We start from the raw sequence: 18479 nt of genomic DNA, 5'->3' as shown, positions 1-18479 counted from the left end.
GAACCTGTTTGTTGATTGACGAGTACTTCGCCTTGATTACAATAAGTGACTCTTTTCGTCGAGTTCTCTTTGGTGTGAGGGTGATTATGGTGGTGCTCCGAAGGAGGATAATAAGTGGATAGGGAACATAGTAGGTGGTGGGGGACGAGGAGGAGGGGGAGAAAAAACACATCCTCCAGGGAGAACGGGAGGGAGCCGTCTGCTTGAGCGGAGCGAGTTGGGAAAGGACTCTCGTCCTCCACGGTGGTGTCTCCCCAGCCATTCTCCTTATTCTTCCCGTTCTCTCATTCCTTTAACCTTGTCTCCAGCCCCCTTTTTTGTCTTCGCTGTGTCTCTTTTCCTTTGACTTTTCTCCCCAACGCGTTGTTTTTTCTTTATTCTTCGAGAAGAAAATAAAAAGTTGCTAAGCTAAGGGTTGCAGCCACTCCATCAAAGACGAGAAGCAGTAAAACCCAATCCATCCATTCCGCTGTAATGGCCCCTTCCAAAAGTTCACGGGTCCCTGCAACTGCACAGAGAAGAGAAGGGGTTAAAATAGGGAGAACCACCGAAGCAATCGCTAAATCCCGCGCACGCGTGCGAATTGTCATGAAACCAAACAGCGTTCCCATGAAAGCGATGCCGATATTCCCCAAGAGGAGAAGGAGCAACAGAGGAAGGAGAATTTCAACAAGATTGAGATGAGTCAGCACTGCAATCACAGGAAGCACTAAGCACTCCATGAGCGTCGTGCAGATCAGCATTCCCAGTACCTTCGCTAAAAAAATGGAAGACCGAGCAATCGGAGCAAGAAGCAATACAGTCATCGCCTGGTTATCGCGCTCTCGTTGCCACATGCGCCCCACCGAAAAGAGGCTTGAAAAGGCGATGGAAAGCCATAATGCAGGGGCTGCGATGCAAATCGGAGGGATCCCGCTCAAATGACATGCGATCGAACAGAGAATCGCAATCAACACAGCAAAAAAAACGGTTGTCGTCAGAATCTCCTTCGTACGCCACTCAATGAGCAGGTCCTTTTTTGTGAGAAACCAAACCTGAGCAAAAAAACGAGTATAAGAGCATACTGTGCCCATCAAAGGCGCCTACGAACTACAGGTATTCAAGCAAAAACTGAGCTGTAAATTGATGCGCGCGGCCATACGATTGCTTCAAATCAGCCATCACTCTCTCTTCCAAGAGAGAGCCTACCCCAAACACTTGGATATCAATGTGAAGCTGAACCACCTGATGAATCTCTCTTGGACTGGAAAATTCGCAGTGGAGTGTTCCTGAAATCTTGGTTTTATTCGCAAGAACACTAGGGATTACAGAAAACTGATAGCGCATTCGCGATCGATCAAAAGTTCCCTCTTCGATGTAGCTAAAATGCTTGCCTATCCACTTTTTAAGAGATGGATGAATCCATTTGAGGGATGGAGTCAAAGAGATCCTTCGTTGGACATGATGCTGCGACTCTTGTTGTTCAAGAAGTCGATAGTCTACAAAGCCTAATTGCTCCATATACAGGCGATGGTTATGCTCTTCATTGAAAACACACTTCTCCCAGTAAGTTTTCTCATCGCAGGCAAGCGAATGCCGGAGCACAAGCCTGTTCATGATGCTTTTTGAGAAGCTGCCTGCTGTGCCTCTTTTTTCTTTTCCATCGCCTTCTCTCGTTTGAGGAGAGAGCGGAACAAATCATAGAGCCGAGGGATTGGGTAAGTCGAAAGCCGTGCCCGATATCCTGTATCTTTCACCCGCTTCTGCATTTCTAAAATCGTCTCAATTAATTTGTCTCGATTTCCAAAACGCTCTTTAACAATAGAAAGGGTATAATACAGCTTAAGCAATTTCGCATTCGAAACGTGCGCGAGCTCTTTTGCATCGTGAAGCCGAGAGACACAAAGATCGTGGGAAGTGAGAGGCTCTAGGGCTTTGATCAGACCGGCCTTATCGCCGAATTTCTCCTTAACTTGAGCAAGCGGACTCTTCTTCATCGGGGTTCCTTTCTAAGAGATAAGAAATGAAAAAGTGTAGTGCCAAACCTTTTTTTGTGCAAGAGACCTCTTGTTTCTTGCTGTGTAATTGTGCAAAAAGAATCTAAAGCTAATGCTGCTTTTTCTCATTTTTCATCAGTGCCTTTTATTCCGTGTCGTCCATCATGCGTAGCTCATCTTCTGTCAGAAAAACCCGTGTGCGTTTCGCTCCATCCCCTACGGGGTATCTCCATATCGGCTGCATCAGGACCTGCTTGTTCAATTGGCTGTGGGCTCGCAAGACAGGGGGTGTATTTGTCCTCCGCATTGAAGACAGCGATCGAGAACGCTCGACTCAAGAAAGTGTTGGTATGATTTTGGACTCTCTGCGATGGTTAGGGCTCACGTGGGACGAAGGACTTGACGTAGGGGGAGTTTATGGACCTTACGTTCAGATGGATAGGCTTGATATTTATCGAGCTTGGGGCGAGCGGCTTGTTCAAGAGGGAAAAGCATACCGGTGCTATTGCACGAAAGAAGAACTCGATGCCCAGCGCGCTGCTTTTAAAGCGAGTCATCCTAAAGCACATTTCAAGTATCCAGGTACCTGTCGCGCGCGCACCGACCACCCGTCTCTCCCCTACGTACTTCGCTTTAAAACACCGACCGAAGGGGTAACTACCTATATCGATCAGGTTTTTGGGGAGATCCAAACCCCTAACTCCGTGCAGCAAGATTTTGTGTTGATTCGGGCGGACGGGATCCCACTTTATAATTTCGGAGCTGTGGTCGATGATATCACCATGGAGATTACCTTAGTTGCTCGCGGGCGGGATCATCTGGTGAATACGCCATCCCAAATCCTGCTCTATGAGGCTTTTGGAGCTCCCGTCCCTAAATTCGCGCATTTGCCGATGCTGCTCGCTCCGAACGGCGAAAAACTTTCCAAACGTCACGGTGCTGTCAGTGTAACAGAATATCGTGAGCGAGGATACTCCCCCACCGCCCTGCTCAATTATTTGGTTCGCTTTGGGTGGTCTCACGGCGATCAGGAAGTGTTTTCTCGACAGGAGCTGATTGAGCTCTTTGACTGGAAAGGATGCAGGCGGGCCGATGGCAGATTCGATGCGCAGAAGCTGCTCGCAATTAACCACGAGCATCTCAAAACAGAGCGATTGACGGATGCTGCTGCTTACCAACAGAGCGTTATTCCTTTTTTAGAGAAGCGAGGTCTCCCTCAAACTGCTATTGCGTCCGATACGTTGGAGAAAGGGATCCCTACCATTCGGGAGCGAGCGCGCACGTATGAAGAGGCTGCCGAAGCGCTGGATTTTTATCTCCGGAAATCGCCTATTATGGATGGGGAGGCGGTGGAAAAGTATCTTGTCCCAGCCTCCAATGCGTTGTTCCGATCTTTCCTTGCAGTTCTTGAAGGGATAGAGCCATGGTCAGAACAGGAGCTTGAGCAGCGTGTGCGTCAGTGGCTCGAAGAGCAGAGGAAGTCTATGAAGGAGATCGCGCAGCCAGTTCGTGTTGCACTGACGGGCTCCAGTGCGAGCCCAGGTCTTTTTGAGGTCCTTTCGATTCTTGGCAAGAAGGAATCCATGAATCGGCTTGAGCGGGGGCTTACATTCTCGCAAGCACCGTGACGGAATACACGCTGCTCTCTTCTTTCGCTATGGCTGACTCTTCAGGGTGGAGTACGGTTATTCGCGCATGTATTCCTGTGCCTGTTCTTCTTCTTCTCTGTCCTCTTTTGTGGTTGGCATTTCGCCGTACCTGGCTAGAGCTAGATCGAGAGGCATATCAGTGGAGAGAAGAGGCTCTTCGAAAGGGGACAACCGATCTTCGCCCCTTTGTTGCAATGGTCATTGCTGCTTTCGTGTTGACGGGGCAGCAATATTATGGTAAAGTACACTTCTACCGCGCCTATCTCCTCCCGATGGTTACGCAATGTGTACAAGCCCACCTTTCTCTTAAACTCGCGTTTTGGCAAGAGCTTTATGAATTTGGATGGTGGGGGTTCTCTTGTGTTGTAGGGTACGTGGTCGCGCCTTTTCTCTTGTGGAAGATCCTTTTTCGCGAAGACTCTCTGCTCGATTTTGGGCTGCGGCCCTCTAGCTTTTTTCGTCATGTGTGGATTTATCTCGCATGCTTAGCAATCGTCCTTCCTGCGATGTGGGTCGTCAGCTCGCAACCTGATTTTACGATCTATTATCCATTTTACCAGCAGTCGAGCAGGAGCTGGTTTGATTTCCTCGCTTGGGAAACGATCTATTTTGTCCAATTTTTCTCGCTGGAGCTTTTCTTTCGAGGGTGGTGGCTCGGTGCATTGCGCAAGAGCATGGGCTCTACGGCTATTTTTGCTGTTGCTGTCCCTTATTGCATGATTCATTACGGCAAGCCTTATTTGGAAGCAATGGGAGCTATCGTAGCTGGGGTCGCGTTGGGCTCATTGAGCATGCAGACCAAAAGCATCTATCAGGGGTTTCTTGTTCACATTACCGTTGCAGGGCTGATGGATTGGCTAGCCCTGCATCACCGCAATGCCCTTCCCACTGTTTTTTTGCCTCCCTCTTGATTGAGATTTCTACAGATAAGATCGATCCGAGCGAGACAAATGGGTGAGAGTGAAGTACATTGCGGATCCAGTCAATTAACTACCTTTAGGAGGAATCAAAGCATGATCAACATTGGCGATAAACTGCCTTCATTCAAATTGCAAGCTGTGGTGAGCCGAGAGCCTGGAAAAGAATTCAAGGTGATCTCACAGGATATGTATCCGGGTAAATGGATCGTTCTTTTCTTTTGGCCTATGGACTTTACTTTTGTTTGTCCTACAGAAATTGCTGAATTCGGTCGGAGGCACAAAGATTTTGTGGAACGCGGCGTTCAAGTACTTGGAGCGAGTGCGGATACGCATTATGTCCATCTTGCGTGGCGAAATTCTCATGCAAGTCTGCAAGAGCTCCCGTTCCCTATGTTGGCCGATCATAAACGGGAACTCGCTACAGCACTTGGTATTCTGCATTCCCAAGAAGGGGTCCCTCTGCGGGCTACGTTTGTGGTGGATCCGGAGGGGATTATCCGTTCGATCACCATCAATGATCTGAAAGTTGGGCGTAATGTTGCTGAAACGTTGCGGATTATTGATGCATTTCAGACCGGTGAATTGTGTCCAGTGAATTGGGAAAAAGGTCAGAAGACGCTGTAAGAAAGAAAGGGAAAAATCCAAAAAAAGTGGGTGTTTGATTGCAGCACCCCCTTTTTTCTTAAAAAAATGAAGTGTGGTTTAGGATTTGACCGGATAAATGGTAAGAGGCTCGTGGTCTTGACTGCTTACTTTGAGAATAACATTGGGGGTCTGGAGTTTGATTTTCTCTTGGAATAATGACAATGCCTTTCGCTCACTTGAAGTGTGTAATGTGCATATCACGAGCATCCCTTTGCGAATGGCTTTCAGCACATCGTGATGGGGCAATTCCCCTGTCAGGAAGAGATCGGCGCCTTGTTCGATCGCGTCGTCGAGGAGATCTCGCCCTGCCCCTGCACACACAGCAATGCGCTCGACAAGCCTTGCTTTTGGGCCTGCGATTAGCAAGTGATCAAGCTTCAGTCCATGCCCTATTTTTCTGGCTAATGTTTCTCCATCGGTCAAGTGGCGGGTCCCGATTCTTCCCAATCCTTTTCTCTTGGGGGGGGAGGCGAGCGGGATCAGATCAAAAGCGGGCTCTTCATAAGGATGCCTCCTCTTCAGCGCTTCGATGACAGCGCATACTTTGTTTTCAGGGACAATAGTTTCGATCCTAATCTCTTCGTGCTGTTCGAAATGGCCTGGGGTTCCTACGGCGGGGTGGGTACCGGGTTTGCCCAAGAAGGTTCCTGTGCCTAGCGATTGAAAGCTGCATGACGTGTAGTGGCCGATATGACCTGCTCCTGCTTCGAATAGTGCTTGACTTAAGGTGTGACGGTGTTCTTGAGGGATAAATGTGACGAGTTTGTAGGAAACCGCTTTGGAGCAAGCGGGGCGCAAGGGCCTTCTGGTTTCGAGTTCGACTACGTCAGCCAGGACGTCGTTGGTTCCCCCTTCCATCACGTCGAGTGCAGTATGGATGCTGTATAGCGCGATGTTGCGGCGGGCAGCCTCATAACAAAGATCCCCTCCTTGGAGGCGTGAGACATGGGGGAAGATAGGGGGGTGATAGGCAATGACAAGATCAGCTCCCATGCTATAAGCCTCTTGAGCGGTTGCGTCAGTGTAGTCGATTGTTAAAAATGCGCGTGAGATAGACTGTTCGGGATCCCCCAGAAGGAGACCTACATTGTCCCAAGATGCGGCAAATTGCAGAGGAGCAAGTTCTTCTAGAATGTTCACAAAGTGTTTGAGAAGCATAGGAATCATCCAGAGTGGCTAGGTTGTTAGATCCATCGTTCTATCTGCTTTTTCTGTGATTTCGCGAAGGATTAGAGGGATAGGCTAGAGGAAGAGATTTTATGGGAGTAGGACCATTTGTACAAACCAAAAGTGCCCACAAACCCAGTCGCAAGATAGAGGAGCCACATACGCGCAGGATGGTATTCTTCCCAAAGGAGAGAAGTTAATTATTGTGGAGTGCAGTGAATCAGATTTTCTAAGAGTGATGTTGCCTCAACTCTCTCGCTGTGTTGAGTTGTTCGGCAGATTGGTGATCCGTGTGGCTACGTAAATGCTCCAGAGAAACAGGTACTAATGCCCCTGCGTTGATCACTTCTTCTTGGGGGGGGTCGAGTCCCCGTGACGTGAGGAGATCGAATATGCCGTGTTTCAGCGACGCAATGATGGATGATGTGTCTATCCAGTCTTCGGAGAAGTTCGGATAGAACTCGAACAGTTGATAGAAGATGATGAAAAAGGGGGGAGTGAGCAAGATAAAGAGAGGAAGTCTTTTTTGTCGGAGCCAGTGGAATCCATGTCGTGCAAGGCGAGGGTTGGGAGCAAGACTCTTTCACGAGGGGCTTTCGGTAGAAGAGCAGGATGAAAAGATCGAGTGCGATCGGGATGGTGACTCCTAAGAATACGAAAGAATACGAAGGTCCAGCTGATGTTCTGTAAAAAAGTCCATACAGGGGGGGCCTAAGAGAGCACCGAGATTGAGGATTTGATAAAAGAGGGACTAGCCTATCGAAAGATAAGCAGGTTGTACTCCTTAGCATCAGTGTGGCTTGAGTGGTGGTTTTAAAGGGAGCTGTCCCTAGAGAGAGAAGGGGGAGCAACCTATCTAGAAAAGAGTCCACGATCGCCCTTCAGCCATCAGTAGATAAGCGATTAACTTGAGCAAAAGGCTTATTAAAGGGCTTTTTTGTGTCCATAACAATCGACGCAACTGCCGGCAAAGGGGGGAAAAAGATTTTGCATGAAAGCGCGGAGGATCAGAATAATCGCCTTTTGGAGGTTGGTTGACCGTAGCCATTGATGGATTTCAACGCTTGCGATGTAAATGGGAAGCAGTGTACGGGCCCCATAATAGGCCATCCGCTCTGTCAGAGCCATGCTGCTGACGATCGGGGAGAGAAGGTGAAATCGTTGTAAATAGGCCTGGCGAACAGGGAAGGGAAACGAAAAAGCAAGAAAGATAGGTGAAACATGCTTGGTTGTGAGTGAGATGGGGAGAGGATCATATCTGATGAAAGCGCGTGCTGGATAATGAGAAACCATGTTATTTTGAAGAATTATCCAGTAGGTCTCGGGTTGAGTGAAAGCAGAAATTAATTTTTCTTCTTCGTGGATCTCTCGTAAAAAAAAGAGGACGGGCAATGTCTAGGAAATGGGGTCGGTGTAGTCGCTCCTCCAGGTGGTTAATGAGAATTCTCCTTGTACTTTTGGGGATGGGGGGGATTGGGGTGGTCATTTTCGTGCTTTCGTTGGAAGTGAGGCTCCCTTCTGTAGTTGATCTGCAGAGTCATTACCACCCTCTTCAGGTGACCCGGGTACTTGCACGGGATGCTACGCCTCTCGCTGAACTTTTTGTGGAGCGCAGGACGGTAGTTCAGCTTGCTTCGATTCCAGCTCATGTCAAACTGGCTGTGTTAGCTGCGGAAGATGCAGGATTTTACGAGCATGAGGGGCTGAATTATATGGGGATAGTGAGGGCACTGATCGTCAATTTTCGTTCAAGGCAGGCACGGCAGGGGGGATCGACTATCACCCAACAAGTGGTCAAAAACGTGTTGCTCGGTTCCGAGCGGACTTATCGACGCAAAATACGGGAGGCTTTGCTCGCTCGCCGCCTTGAGCGGGAGCTCAGTAAAGACAAAATTCTGGAGATTTATCTCAACCATATTTATTTTGGGCGTGGTCGGTATGGCATTGAGGAAGCCGCGCGAGATCTGTTTGGAAAATCGGCGAATCAGTTGACAATTGCGGAGGGGGCTCTTTTGGCTGGTCTTATCGCTTCACCTGAGAGCTATTCGCCTCGCCGCAATCTGACAGCAGCTCTGGCTCGCCGTGATTTTGTCCTTCGCCAGATGAGGGAGAAAGGTTTTTTAACAGACATTCAATTTGAGGTTGCGGAGCGGGAAACGATCCATATCGTTTCGTCTTCTGATGCGCGCGCGGGATTAGCTCCCGAGGTGGTGGAGATCGCACGCAAGGTGCTCCATCGACTTGAGCCGGAGCGCAGTCAACGGGGGGGATTTGTGATCACCACAACGATCGATCCTGCTCTTCAGGCAGCTGCTCGCAAGATCATTCGGGAGCAACTGATGGCTTATGACCGGCGGCATGGAGTCATGACTTCGCTTAAAAAACCAGGCAAGTGGTGTGGAAAGAAGCATTGCTCCCCAGGGCGAATGGAGAAAGGGGAGACCGACTTTTTCCCTCGGTTTGAAGCCCACAAGATATGGACTGGGAAGGTTACGGGAACAGATGATATCAACGGCTTTCTCTATGTACAAGTGGGGAGCGTCCAGGGGACGGTCGATATCCGTCATGATGAACGTTACAATCGAGATCATCTTCTTCCCAGTCAACTGGCTTCTGTAGGGGCTTCTGTGCGTGTTAGTTTGCTTGCTCCTGCTCAAGGAGACACGGATGGAGGAGAGGAGAAAGTTCCTCTGAAATTGGAGCTTGGGCCTCAGGCTTCACTAGTTGCTATCGATGTCCGTACGAGGCAGGTGGTTGCCTTGATAGGGAGCTATGAAGGGATGCCTGGGGGATTTGACCGAGCCATTCAATCACGCAGACAACCGGGGTCAGCGTTTAAGCCGATTCTATACAGCTATGCCCTTCATACGCGTGAGTGGACCCCGTCGTCTCTTCTTGAAGTAGTCCCTCGGGTGTTTGAGGGTGGGTATGCCCCTCGCAATTATGAAGGGTGGCTAGGAGAGGACCCGCTTCGCTTGAGGGAAGTACTCGCTCACTCCATTAATGTCGGAGCGGTTTATGTGATGGAGCAGGTGGGGCCTGCTTATGTGGTCCCGTGGGCGCAATCCTTGGGGATTCGCTCACCGATGAAGCCAGACCTCTCTCTCGCATTGGGGAGCTATGAGGTCCAGCCGTTGGAGTTGGCCAATGCTTATGCGACCTTTGCATCGGGTGGGATCTATCGGGAAGCTCAGCTGATTGCTAGGATTCAAGGGCCGGATGGGGAAGAGATTCCTCTGGATCCTCTGCCCCCACCTCGCCGGGTTCTTGAAGAGGCAGAGGCTTATTTGATCACGGATCTCCTCACGAGTGTAGTCGATCACGGGACAGGCGTGCGTGCAAAGCAGCTGAAACGCCCTATCGCCTTAAAGACAGGAACGAGCAATGGACCGAAGGACGTGTGGGCGGCTGGATATTCGACGGATATTGCAGCCGTTGTCTGGTTGGGATATGATGATGGAAAAAGCTTGGGGCGAGAGACAGGAGCGACGGGGGCTTTGCCTGCGTGGGTGGAGTGGATGAGGACTGCCCATGAACATAGCCCTGCAAGTGAATTTCCGAGACCACCTGGACTCGTACAAATTGCTATCGATCGGAAGACTGGGAAACTGCCGATTTCAGAGAATGCAGAAACCCTAGAAGAAATTTTCTTGGCGGGTACTGAACCTACAGAAGTCGCAGAACCACAACCGACTCAGAAAGAAGATGTTGCTTCCCTTTAGGAAGTGGAATCATGACTTACCTTAGAAGTTGCCGAGTGGGATATATGCTTTTCGTGGTCAGCTGGCTTGGATGCAGTGGGAGCCACGTAGCCCCGAACGTTGAGGAGCAATCCGCCATAGTGACCCAGCAGCGAAGTGCAATGAAGTATGTCGATTTTTCTGCCAAGAGCAGTCTTAAGCTAATGAATTATGAGGAGATCAATGCTTTTCTGCAAAGGAGAAGCAATAGGATCTCGCACTTCAACTTTCCTTCAGGGNGGGGGAGGAAGGCCCTGACCGTATTTCATATTATGGAGAGTGTAGGTGCAGGGATTGTTGGACTGGACCTGCCGATACGAGTGTGACCGATGAGATAATCATCTATCTGGGGATAGATAAGGGTCGTTCGCTGCTGTCCGATAAGGCATCCTCTCTTCTTTCTTGAGAGTGCATTCGGTTAAATGGATGCACTTATTCAATGCGCAGTCTTGTTTCTGTTAGCTGATTTGTCTTTCTTGTGCTCTTTAATTTCAGGATGATGAGACCGTTCATGAGCAGCTTCTGATGTCTTCCTCTTCTTCTTCTAAATCGATTCAGACGCAGGTCTTCCTTTCGATGACGTTGCAGCAGAAGCTGTTTGTATACCTGAGCGCTGTTTTTGTATCTTGTCTGTTATTGTGTGATGTCATTGGAGGGAAGACGATTAGGACGCCTCTTGGTCCTATTTCTGTTGGGATTATCCCTTTTCCGATCACGTTCCTGCTGACGGATATGGTGAATGATTTTTATGGTCGCAAGGGGGCTCAGTTTCTCACCATCTTGGGGTTTTGGATGGCTGTGCTGGCGTGGTGTGTGCTCCAGTGCTCGACATGGCTTATTACGGATGAGTCAACTTACTTCACGCAGCCTGAATTTCAAAAGATCTTTGGTGGGAGCGCGCAGTTGTTCTTGGCGTCGATGATATCGTATTTGATCGGCCAATTTTTTGATATTCATATTTTTCAATTCTGGAAATCGCTAACTCAATCTCGGCACTTATGGTTGCGGGCATCCGGTTCGACCATGTTGAGTCAGATTTTTGATACAGTGACCGTCAATGTCATTTTCTGGACGTGGAGTGTGTCTTCAGACCCGCTTTCTTTCCTTGCGCAGCTCCCCTCTTCCGCACGATGGCATTGGATTTTTGCAAAAATAGGGAGGGAATATTTGATCAAACTGGTTGTTGTGATGTTACTCACACCAGTGGTTTATATGCTCCACGCTTTGGTCATGCGGGTATTGGACATGCAACCGGTTGAGGCAGAAAAGTGGATCGTGCTGAAGGGGCGTTCCATTTCTCTCTCTAACCTGAGAGATTCTGAATAGAGGTGGCGGAAGTGAGTGGAAATAAAAGGATGCGTTTGGTTCAAGGGTGGTTTGCTCTGGGATGGGTACTAGGAGGATGGGCGGATGTTTATGCAGAGTCACCGCTGCCTGATCGAGATCGGAACAGCGTTGTGTTAGAGGTGGGTTCGCAGCGGCTCACGGTGGGGGAGCTTGAGGACAGGATCGCTCGCATGCTCCCTCTGCAAAGAGCGATTTTTGGTCATTTTCCTGAGGAAGTCCGACGCCGTTTCCTTGACGAGGTGGTCCTCCCTGAATTTCTCTTAACGGAAGAAGCGTTGACCCTTGGTTTAGAGAAGCGCCCCCCGTATGCTCAGAACATCGCACGGGCTTATGCGCATGCCTCGCTTCGCGCGCTACACGTTACGTCACAGGATGCGAGTTCTATTTCTTTGGAGGAGGTCAAGCGTTTCTATCAGGAGCATCCCAAACTGTTTCATGCTCCGGCCCGCTATGGGCTTTGGCGAATTTTGGTGAAGGATAAGGAGGAGGCGAAAGCCCTTTTGGCTCGTCTGAAAAAGGACCCTACCCCTGAGCATTTTTCTGCTCTTGCTAGAGAGCACAGCTTGGATAAGAGCACCTATCTGCGCGCTGGGAATCTTGGATTTGTGACGGTGGACGGGATTTCAAGAGAGCCTGGTCTTCGGGTGGACCCCGCTCTTGTCCTCGCTGTCCTCCGTCTTAAAGACGGAGAGTTCGTTCCGGAACCCATTCAAGAAGGGGAAGGGTATGCTGTGGTCTGGCGGCGTGGGTTAGTTGCTGCTACCCATCGTACGTTGGCAGAAGCGTCCGATCAAATTCGCGATAAGCTCTGGCGCCAGAGGATAGAAAAAGAAGAACAGGAGCACCTCGAGGCATTGGAAAAAGATTTTCTCAAAGAACGCCATGACGAGCTTTTAACGCTGATTCCTTCTCAGCAAGAACAGGGCGTCTGGTCTCGAAAAGGGGTTCCTCTATTGGATAGGGGGGAACAGAAACCTACCCTGGGGAAACCTCTCCCCTGAGCAGAAAGACTAAGGAGAAAAGATTAGAGAAACTTCCGGCAAGTCGAAAAAAACGATTGTGCAATGTGATTGGTTGCCATCCGTTTACATGGGGACTTACAATACCGAGGACCAGTTTTCTTCTTGCAGCAGGTATTGACCGCATCTATCATGCGGTTGGCCTTCTCCGCTGTCTTCCAGGTCATTTCTCGATTGACAAGAATCGGATTTATGTTGGGGGCTATTCAGTAGAGGAGATCATAACGAATTATGTTTTGCAGCGTCGTTCCCATATCCTCGCAAGAGGGATCGTAGCGTCTGGATTCTTCTCGATAACTTCTCCTCCTCCCCAAATACTCGACACCGTGATCGTCCTAGTCACCCGGGGAAGGGACAATGACGAGTACTTAGGGTTTCTTAAAGATCTCAACTTACCTCCTATGCTCGTCAACCCCATGTCATGTAATTCAATTGCCACGGAACCCATTAAGATCATGCATGACTCTGCATCAATCAGTGAACTATCAATTTGTCTTGACCCATCCGGAAGGGATCATGACGATGAGGCAAATCTCTCTTCCATCGGATTTTCATGTGGCATGCACTACGGATCCACCTCCAATCGTCTTCAAACAAGCTGTCACCTGCCCTCTGATTGGGCGCTCGGAATGTAAGCAATCCTGCGAATTCATCTCCCAGTGCGGCGTCCAGAATCAGACCGTACTGACTGTCTTAAAATTCCAGTTTATCAAGCTCGGTTTCCCTGGAAAGCATATGGATCATTGCAACGGATGTTTCAACCAGTGCGAAGAAACTGCAACCAATCCTCAAAGCTAGGAAGCACTCGAGCTGCATGGTCAAGTGCTCGACTACAGCCCAATGCGAGCCCGGCTTGTTCGGTGCTGTCTACATAGTCTAGTTTATGGTTAGTTAGAGCTTTTTCTTGAAGCTTTCTCATTGTGTCCCATACTGGCTACAGCGAGCTCTTGCCCGCACTTGAAAGTGACCACAATAAATCCGCGTTCTGCGAGATCGCTAAGATGGGTGCGCTTGGTAAAGATGGGACCGCTCCCGTATGTCCCATTGAATGCGGTCAGAAACTGATGGGGACCTTGAAACTGTTCATCGTGGAGAAGGAGTTGGAAATTGCATTTTTAATCGGAATAGTTTTCATTTAATCCTTCATGAGGAGAATGGGTTTGATAGGCAGGGGGCATCTGACCGTTCCATCGACCACGATCGCCTCTGGAGGGACTATCCTCTCGGCTTCTGCAAAGGTCTTTTCTTTCTGGCGCTGCTAGTTCAATTCCTCTTGTGCGTAGTCGTCATAGGTTTCCTCAGAACGATTCTCTGACATTTGACAGGCAGTAGTCCAGATCGCGCACAAACCAGCCCCTATTGTCCTTAGACCCTTTAACACTTTGTTAGAGAAATTGCACAATTCCTCTCATGATAGTGCTGAATGAATTCCCCTTGAATGTTGATTAGCTTAAAAGTGATGGGATGGATAACTTTTTGGACACGGATGCTGTGTCAATTGTAATAACTTGTATTACACATATAATGAATACAGGAGAGGGGAAAGTGAAAAAGAAGACAAGACCTTTCATGGCAGGTATTGTTTCAATCACCACGGGATGTGGGGTAAGTGTAGATGGCGGTGGAGGGGTGAAGAGACAGTCGTTGGCTATGAAGACTGAAAGTAGTTTCTATACTGATGAGAAAAAAATTCAATTCAATTTGATTTGAGCAACCGTGAGCGAAACCAACTTGTTGTATTTTTCAACGAGTTGTCGCGTGATGGTCCTCGTCTAAAGGGAGACGTTTTAACCCTGATGGGTCCCTTTTGTGTCAATTAGATGAAAAAGAGGTGCTGGACGTGATTCAGGTGATTTGCAATTTAAAACTGCGAAAGTTAAGGCTTGTGAATCGTAGCCTAGGACGACTCAAGGGGGCGCAACAATTAGAACAATTATTTGCAAAATTTGGGGATTCTGTGGAGTCTTGCTTCTATCCTCCTCGAAGGGATAGAAGGTCTATCTCAACTTGGTGGGAGCATTATGTCAGGCATTGAGAGGGCTTAAACAAACTTCTTTGAAAATGTGAGACTTGCAAGGCGACTTGTGTCACCTCATGCTAGATCTGTCAGAGAAATATTTCGGAGCTTAGGGGGGAGTTCTATTCAGCTTTACAACGTGTATATAGGGCATGCATTCCATGCGTCATTGTTATCCTTGGAGCGTGGAGAGCGCTGAGAAAGCACTTGAAATCGGCTTTAAAAAGACTCGAAGGGAGCAGGATGGGGGAATTAGGCCTTAAAAGTAATGATTTTTGGATGCTTGATGAGACATTGGATAATGTATTAGCAGCATTGAGAAAGTCTCCAATTAAGACACTGAAATTGGACTCTAATGACTTGCATTGACTCACACAAAGGGGGATCAGAGCATCGTAGTCTGGCCTGGCAGAATGTAAAGCGCACAAGTTAGCCTTCAGTGCTGATGAGACGAGTACGCTCTTTGAAGAATCTTTAATATAATAATGGAAGTGAAAAGTTAATGGATAAGTTGGAATTCTATTCAGTGCGTTTAAAGGATACTTTGGAAACAAACGAAAACGCATTCTTGACTTTTTTGAGCAACTTCAAAAGTGCGGGGGTGTCCATTCTTGTCATCGATGGCGCAAGAGGTGTTCCAAAGGACAAATGGAAAGCCTGTTCAATATGAGTTTATGATTTATGACAATAGTGGTTAGCAATAATTACAACCCCAGTTCGCCTTTTTTCTTGCAGGACAGAGAACAGAGTTGTCTTCGAACAAATGTTCGAATGGGATGCTATCCATGCTTTGGCCATCCATCCCGTATTAAAGGAACGATTTACACGGGATAGGGAAAAAGGTAGAGAACAACGTGGACTTTTCGTTTTAAGTTGGGCTGTTGATTGATGCCTATGCTTTATAACTCATACATTGATGGGGTGTCTTGTTGGAAATGGAAGGAAGGTCTTTATGTTAAGAAAGTCGTGTCTAGGGCACCAATTTGGCGGAGAGATTCGAACAGCGCAATGCCGACTGCATTTGCAAGGTTAAGGGAGCGGACAGGACCAAGGGTGGGTATGGCCACTGTTTGGTTGTGAAATTGATGGAGCAATTCAACAGGGAGTCCCACGCTTTCTCGCCCGAAGATTAGGGCATCCCCTGGTTTGTATACGATCTGCAAGTAACTCTTTGCAGATGCTGTACTAAACAAGTGAAATTGACTATGAGGAGAAGTTTCTTTGAAGGTTTGGTAAAAAGCTTGGAAGTGATTGTGATACTGGATTTGAACCAGATGCCAGTAATCGACGCCTGCGCGGCGGACGTGTTTATCATCGATTCGAAAGCCAAGTTTGCCTACAAGGTGGAGGATGGAAGTTGTCGCTGCGCATAGGCGTGCAATGTTTCCCGTATTGGAAGGAATTTCTGGTTCGACCAACACCACATGCATGGGGTGGGGAGGAGGGGTGCTTCTCAAGTGTAGTCGCGTGTTGGAAGAATTCGGTAGGTCCATGCTTGTGGGGATTCTTATTGCGTTTTTGTTTTTTTGCCCAAATACAGGGCCGATAGGATCAAGCTGGTAAGAGAACAGGCAAGGGTTAGCCTCAGACCCAATAGGTAGGTGAATTTGAGCGGAACCAACGAAGATTTCGGGGCGCGTAGGAGTAAAGCCCCTGCTACGAAGCCAGGCCCTGCACTCAAAAAGGAAGCAGCTAGCCTAGCTCCGTAAAGTTCTGCCAGGGTTCTTCGGCTGAGCACGACTGCACCCATAACTCCCCATGCTACGAGGGCGATCCACCCCCAGCCTACCCGTCGTGCAAGATCCACTCCTGTCAGAGAAGAAAAAGTCGGCAGCGTGATCTCAATCCAAGGCCTGAAGAATAAAAAGATCCCTCCGATGGATAGAAGCCCGAGCGCTCCTCGGCCTCCTCCCAAGAAATACCATGGGAAGGGCTCTTCTTCTGGCGTTAGGGATGGTTCTGTAGAAAGCGCGTTGGCTTCTATGGATGGATGGAGGGAAGAAAACGAAACCAATTTAAGACCGCAGATAGGGCAATGGTCTGTCTCCTCTTCATAGAAGAGCTCTCGACAAAAAGGGCATGTAAATAACACAGGGTGTTATCCTACTCTACATTCCTAAAAAAATCTTTATTCTTTTCTACTGTACTCCATAGAGTTTTGCGTGTTCTTGCACGATTTTGTTTTCTGGGGCATAAAAGTGGATAGATAGAATGGGAAAGATGGAAAGAAGGGACTCCTGCAAACATCTATGAAACACCATGTTGGGCAAGCGGCGCGTGCGTACCTTTATGCTAAACTTCTCAGGATTACAGGGGTCGAAGCGATTCCTCTCTTTGAGCAGGCGCTTACCCACCCGAGCTATGCACATGAAACTCATGTGCAGGATAACCAGCGGCTGGAGTTCTTAGGAGATGCGATTCTGGGGTTTTGTGTGAGCGAGTTCCTCGTTCAGCGCCATCCAGAAGCCAATGAAGGCCTCCTCACACGAATGCGAGCCGCCCTGATCAATAGCGAGGCGCTCGCCGCTTGGGCTCGCCTCGTCGATTTGGAACCCTGCATTGCATTGGGGCGAGGAGCTGCACTCGAGTCTCGCCCCCTTCAAATCAACGTCCTTGCTGATGTGGTGGAAGCCTTGGTTGCTGCTGTTTATGATGCGGGGGGACTTGAAGGGGCTCGTGCATTTGTCCATGAGATCATTGCAGAACACATGCAAGATCCTACGCGCCTTGTTCTTCTGGACCCGAAAAGCGCTCTTCAAGAAAAAGTGCAGGCGCACGGCCTCCCTGCTCCCACGTACACTACCGTGGCAACGAGAGGCCCCCAGCACGATCGCCTCTTTATTGTTGAAGTTAAGATAGGAGATGTTGCCTATGGAAGAGGGGAAGGACGCTCTAAAAAGATCGCGGAACGGGCCGCAGCCCTCGCTGCTGCAGCTCACTTTCAACCGCCAGAGCAGTTGGGAGATACGCCCCTTCCTGTTTCTTGAGCAGCGAGCCAGCGCTCCGCCTCTAAAGCTGCCATACATCCTGTTCCTGCGGCTGTGATCGCTTGGCGGAAAATGTAGTCCTGTACGTCGCCACAGGCAAATACCCCTGGAATACTGGTCTCTGTGGAGCCAGGTTTTGTTTTTAAATACCCATTTGGATGGCACTCGAGCTGGGAGAGGAACAGCTCTGTGTTGGGAGCATGTCCTATAGCAACGAAAACACCTTTGATTGGGATGACTGACGTCGTATTGGTTTGTGTATCCCGTATTCGGGCACCAGTGACTTCCCCTTTTTCCACATCTAGTATTTCCTCTACGATGGAATTGAAGAGAACTCGGATTTTAGGATTGGTGAGAACCCGTTTTTGCATTACCTGACTAGCTCGGAATTGATCGCGACGGTGGACCAATGTTACCATTTTGCAGAGGCCTGCTAGGTAAGAGGCTTCTTCCATGGCAGTGTCCCCTCCTCCTATGATCATGACATCTTCTCCTCTGAAGAAAGAGCCGTCGCATACTGCACATGCAGATACTCCTCTCCCCTTGAGAGCATGCTCGCTTTCTAGGTTAAGCCATTTTGCTTGGGCTCCTGTCGCTATGATAAGCGCATGGGCGTGATACTCAACTTGATTGCTCCCTGCCCAAACTCGAAATGGTCGGGAGGATAGGTCGACGCGATACACGTCTTCCGTACGGATCTCGCACCCCTGTCGCTCCGACTGTTCGCGAAATCGTTTCATAAGCTCAGGTCCGGAGACTTTCTCGGGGAATCCAGGATAATTTTCCACATCATTGGTGATCATCAGTTGCCCTCCGGGAATTCCACCTCGTGTCATCCCTTCGAACATTAAAGGGTGCAAATTTGCGCGCGCGGCATAGACTGCCGCCGTATGACCGGCAGGCCCTGAACCGATAATAATCACTTGACGCACGGAGGATGGTTCACTCATTGAAAACCTCATTTTAAGGGTGATACTGATCAAAGACGAACAACTTCCTCATCAATTATAGA

General features: G+C 48.9%; 18 protein-coding genes. 9 read left to right on the top strand and 9 right to left on the bottom strand.

Annotated elements, in window-relative coordinates; all coding sequences use genetic code 11:
• Positions 1 to 374: 374 nt before the first annotated feature.
• Genes BCY86_RS08340 through BCY86_RS08330 form a run of 3 tightly spaced genes read right to left on the bottom strand, consistent with a single transcriptional unit; the run spans position 375 to position 1976 of the window.
• Positions 375 to 1073 carry a heme exporter protein CcmB gene (locus BCY86_RS08340; RefSeq protein ID WP_075277313.1) on the bottom strand — a complete coding sequence of 233 codons (699 nt, stop codon included), beginning with the start codon at positions 1071 to 1073 and terminating at the stop codon, positions 375 to 377.
• Positions 1074 to 1089: 16 nt separating this feature from the next.
• Positions 1090 to 1596 carry a DUF2505 family protein gene (locus tag BCY86_RS08335; protein ID WP_075277312.1) on the bottom strand — a complete coding sequence of 169 codons (507 nt, stop codon included), beginning with the start codon at positions 1594 to 1596 and terminating at the stop codon, positions 1090 to 1092.
• The gene (locus BCY86_RS08330; RefSeq protein WP_075277311.1) at positions 1593 to 1976 is read right to left on the bottom strand and encodes a hypothetical protein; all 384 of its coding nucleotides are present in this window, start codon (positions 1974 to 1976) and stop codon (positions 1593 to 1595) included. The genes BCY86_RS08335 and BCY86_RS08330 overlap by 4 nt, the downstream gene beginning before the upstream one ends.
• 197 nt (positions 1977 to 2173) lie before the next feature.
• Here BCY86_RS08330 and gltX point away from each other — a divergent pair, with 197 nt between their 5' ends.
• From gltX to BCY86_RS08315, 3 genes are all read left to right on the top strand, one after another.
• Complete coding sequence (gltX, locus tag BCY86_RS08325) at positions 2174 to 3604, top strand: glutamate--tRNA ligase (RefSeq protein WP_245776228.1); 1431 nt, start codon at positions 2174 to 2176, stop codon at positions 3602 to 3604.
• Complete coding sequence (locus tag BCY86_RS08320; RefSeq protein ID WP_075277309.1) at positions 3601 to 4536, top strand: CPBP family intramembrane glutamic endopeptidase; 936 nt, start codon at positions 3601 to 3603, stop codon at positions 4534 to 4536. The genes gltX and BCY86_RS08320 overlap by 4 nt, the downstream gene beginning before the upstream one ends.
• 102 nt (positions 4537 to 4638) lie before the next feature.
• Complete coding sequence (locus BCY86_RS08315) at positions 4639 to 5169, top strand: peroxiredoxin (protein ID WP_075277308.1); 531 nt, start codon at positions 4639 to 4641, stop codon at positions 5167 to 5169.
• Between the two features lie 78 nt (positions 5170 to 5247).
• On the opposite strand, the gene BCY86_RS08310 is transcribed toward BCY86_RS08315, so the two are convergent.
• The 3 genes from BCY86_RS08310 to BCY86_RS08300 all read right to left on the bottom strand — a co-directional run bounded on the left by BCY86_RS08310 (position 5248) and on the right by BCY86_RS08300 (position 7650).
• Positions 5248 to 6348, bottom strand: coding sequence for a Nif3-like dinuclear metal center hexameric protein (locus tag BCY86_RS08310; RefSeq protein WP_075277670.1), 1101 nt, complete (start codon positions 6346 to 6348; stop codon positions 5248 to 5250).
• Positions 6349 to 6586: 238 nt separating this feature from the next.
• Complete coding sequence (locus BCY86_RS09935; protein WP_156865180.1) at positions 6587 to 6862, bottom strand: hypothetical protein; 276 nt, start codon at positions 6860 to 6862, stop codon at positions 6587 to 6589.
• Positions 6863 to 7281: 419 nt separating this feature from the next.
• Positions 7282 to 7650: a hypothetical protein gene (locus tag BCY86_RS08300; protein WP_156865179.1), complete on the bottom strand. Its 369-nt coding sequence runs from the start codon at positions 7648 to 7650 to the stop codon at positions 7282 to 7284.
• A 98-nt stretch (positions 7651 to 7748) separates the two neighbouring features.
• Between BCY86_RS08300 and BCY86_RS08295 the strand changes: the two genes are divergently transcribed.
• The 5 genes from BCY86_RS08295 to BCY86_RS10205 all read left to right on the top strand — a co-directional run bounded on the left by BCY86_RS08295 (position 7749) and on the right by BCY86_RS10205 (position 14173).
• A complete protein-coding gene (locus tag BCY86_RS08295; protein ID WP_083604292.1) occupies positions 7749 to 10079 on the top strand; it encodes a penicillin-binding protein 1A in 2331 nt (776 codons plus the stop codon).
• A 543-nt stretch (positions 10080 to 10622) separates the two neighbouring features.
• A complete protein-coding gene (locus BCY86_RS08285; RefSeq protein ID WP_075277303.1) occupies positions 10623 to 11423 on the top strand; it encodes a queuosine precursor transporter in 801 nt (266 codons plus the stop codon).
• Positions 11424 to 11452: 29 nt separating this feature from the next.
• Entirely contained in the window at positions 11453 to 12445 is a 993-nt protein-coding gene (locus BCY86_RS08280; protein ID WP_156865178.1) for a peptidylprolyl isomerase, read from the top strand.
• Positions 12446 to 12510: 65 nt separating this feature from the next.
• Positions 12511 to 13098, top strand: coding sequence for a hypothetical protein (locus BCY86_RS08275; RefSeq protein ID WP_075277301.1), 588 nt, complete (start codon positions 12511 to 12513; stop codon positions 13096 to 13098).
• An 829-nt stretch (positions 13099 to 13927) separates the two neighbouring features.
• The gene (locus tag BCY86_RS10205) at positions 13928 to 14173 is read left to right on the top strand and encodes a hypothetical protein (protein ID WP_075277299.1); all 246 of its coding nucleotides are present in this window, start codon (positions 13928 to 13930) and stop codon (positions 14171 to 14173) included.
• Between the two features lie 1257 nt (positions 14174 to 15430).
• Here the strand turns inward: BCY86_RS10205 and BCY86_RS08260 are convergent.
• Together BCY86_RS08260 and BCY86_RS08255 are read right to left on the bottom strand one after the other, a co-directional pair.
• The gene (locus BCY86_RS08260) at positions 15431 to 15973 is read right to left on the bottom strand and encodes a tRNA (cytidine(34)-2'-O)-methyltransferase (protein WP_245776227.1); all 543 of its coding nucleotides are present in this window, start codon (positions 15971 to 15973) and stop codon (positions 15431 to 15433) included.
• A 14-nt stretch (positions 15974 to 15987) separates the two neighbouring features.
• The gene (locus BCY86_RS08255) at positions 15988 to 16572 is read right to left on the bottom strand and encodes a hypothetical protein (RefSeq protein ID WP_075277297.1); all 585 of its coding nucleotides are present in this window, start codon (positions 16570 to 16572) and stop codon (positions 15988 to 15990) included.
• Positions 16573 to 16729: 157 nt separating this feature from the next.
• Between BCY86_RS08255 and rnc the strand changes: the two genes are divergently transcribed.
• Positions 16730 to 17467, top strand: a complete 738-nt coding sequence (gene rnc / locus BCY86_RS08250) for a ribonuclease III (protein ID WP_083604291.1) — start codon at positions 16730 to 16732, stop codon at positions 17465 to 17467.
• Here rnc and trxB read toward each other — a convergent pair.
• Positions 17422 to 18417, bottom strand: a complete 996-nt coding sequence (gene trxB / locus BCY86_RS08245; protein WP_075277296.1) for a thioredoxin-disulfide reductase — start codon at positions 18415 to 18417, stop codon at positions 17422 to 17424. The two genes, rnc and trxB, sit on opposite strands and share 46 nt — an antisense overlap.
• Between the last annotated feature and the right edge of the window lie 62 nt (positions 18418 to 18479).

The sequence above is a fragment of the Pajaroellobacter abortibovis genome, assembly GCF_001931505.1.
Lineage (GTDB): Bacteria > Myxococcota_A > Polyangia > Polyangiales > Polyangiaceae > Pajaroellobacter > Pajaroellobacter abortibovis.
This window is presented reverse-complemented; position numbering and strand designations above follow the sequence as displayed.